The 999-nt window shown below is 60.3% G+C and carries 2 protein-coding genes; one reads left to right on the top strand and one right to left on the bottom strand.

The window, feature by feature from the left end; genetic code table 11:
• Positions 1-838, top strand: an 838-nt coding sequence (locus tag NW858_RS05620) for a hypothetical protein (protein ID WP_414520079.1), incomplete at its 5' end; no start/stop codon positions are given.
• On the opposite strand, the gene NW858_RS05615 is transcribed toward NW858_RS05620, so the two are convergent.
• Positions 835-999, bottom strand: a 165-nt coding sequence (locus tag NW858_RS05615) for an Asd/ArgC dimerization domain-containing protein (protein ID WP_414520080.1), incomplete at its 5' end; no start/stop codon positions are given. The genes NW858_RS05620 and NW858_RS05615 overlap by 4 nt on opposite strands.

Genomic DNA, 999 nt, shown 5'->3' with positions numbered 1-999 from the left:
CACGCCAACACCGGCTCCGACTGCCCCGACTTTTGCCAAGGCATTTAGCCCCACCTCAGTGGCCGCCGGCCCCACTGCCAAAACAACCCTGACCTACACAATTACCAACACAGCCGCCTTGCCCCTGACCGGCCTCTCTTTCTCCGATCCGCTACCTGCCGGCTTAATTGTCGCCACTCCCAATAACTTGAATAATGGCTGTGGTGGGACGGTGGCCGCTCCGCCAGGGGCAAATTCCATCTTGCTGGTCAACGGCTCGTTGGCAGCTAACGCCAGTTGCACCATCAGCCTGGATCTTCAAGTTACGGCCACCACAGCGGGATCCTTGACCAGCCCAGCAGTAGTCCTCAGCAGCAACCAGGCGCCCAATGCTACCGCTGCTGCTATCAACCTGGCGGTAACGGTGCCAGCTCCCACCTTTACCATGGCCTTTTCTCCTAACCCGCTTGGCCCACTTGGCCCGGCCCCTGTTACCGGCACTGGAACGCTCACCTTTACCATCACCAACAACGCCGCTATACCCTTGACCGGTGTGAGCTTTAGCCACACCTTGCCGGGAGCGCCGTCTTTGACAGTAGGGCCTGGCGTACCTCCTCCCTTACCTGCTACCTGCGGTGCTGGAGCTAATCTCGCAGCTAACGTGGGTGGGAACACCATTCAATTCACCGGAGGGTCAGTGGCTGTAGGCGGAACCTGCACAGTCACTATCCCCGTGCAGACGGCTCCCTTGCCAGCACCCGGCACCTACTCTTACCCCAACTCCCCTGTCACGTTGAACAGCACGCAGGCGGCTCCTGTTCAGGCCGGGCCTGTTACTTGGACAGTGGTGGTGAACTAGTCCTTCAAAAGCAGCTCGGCAATTTGAATGGCGTTGAGGGCTGCTCCTTTGCGGATCTGATCCCCGCACAGCCACAGCTCTAGGGCTTTGGGCTCGGAGATGTCCTGGCGGATGCGGCCCACGGCCACTTCGTCTTTGCCGGCCACGTCGATGGGCATGGG

It is taken from the genome of Synechococcus sp. H55.10, assembly GCF_047502715.1.
GTDB lineage: Bacteria > Cyanobacteriota > Cyanobacteriia > Thermostichales > Thermostichaceae > Thermostichus.
The sequence above is the reverse complement of the archived record's forward strand: the minus strand, read 5'-3'. Positions and strand labels throughout refer to the sequence as shown.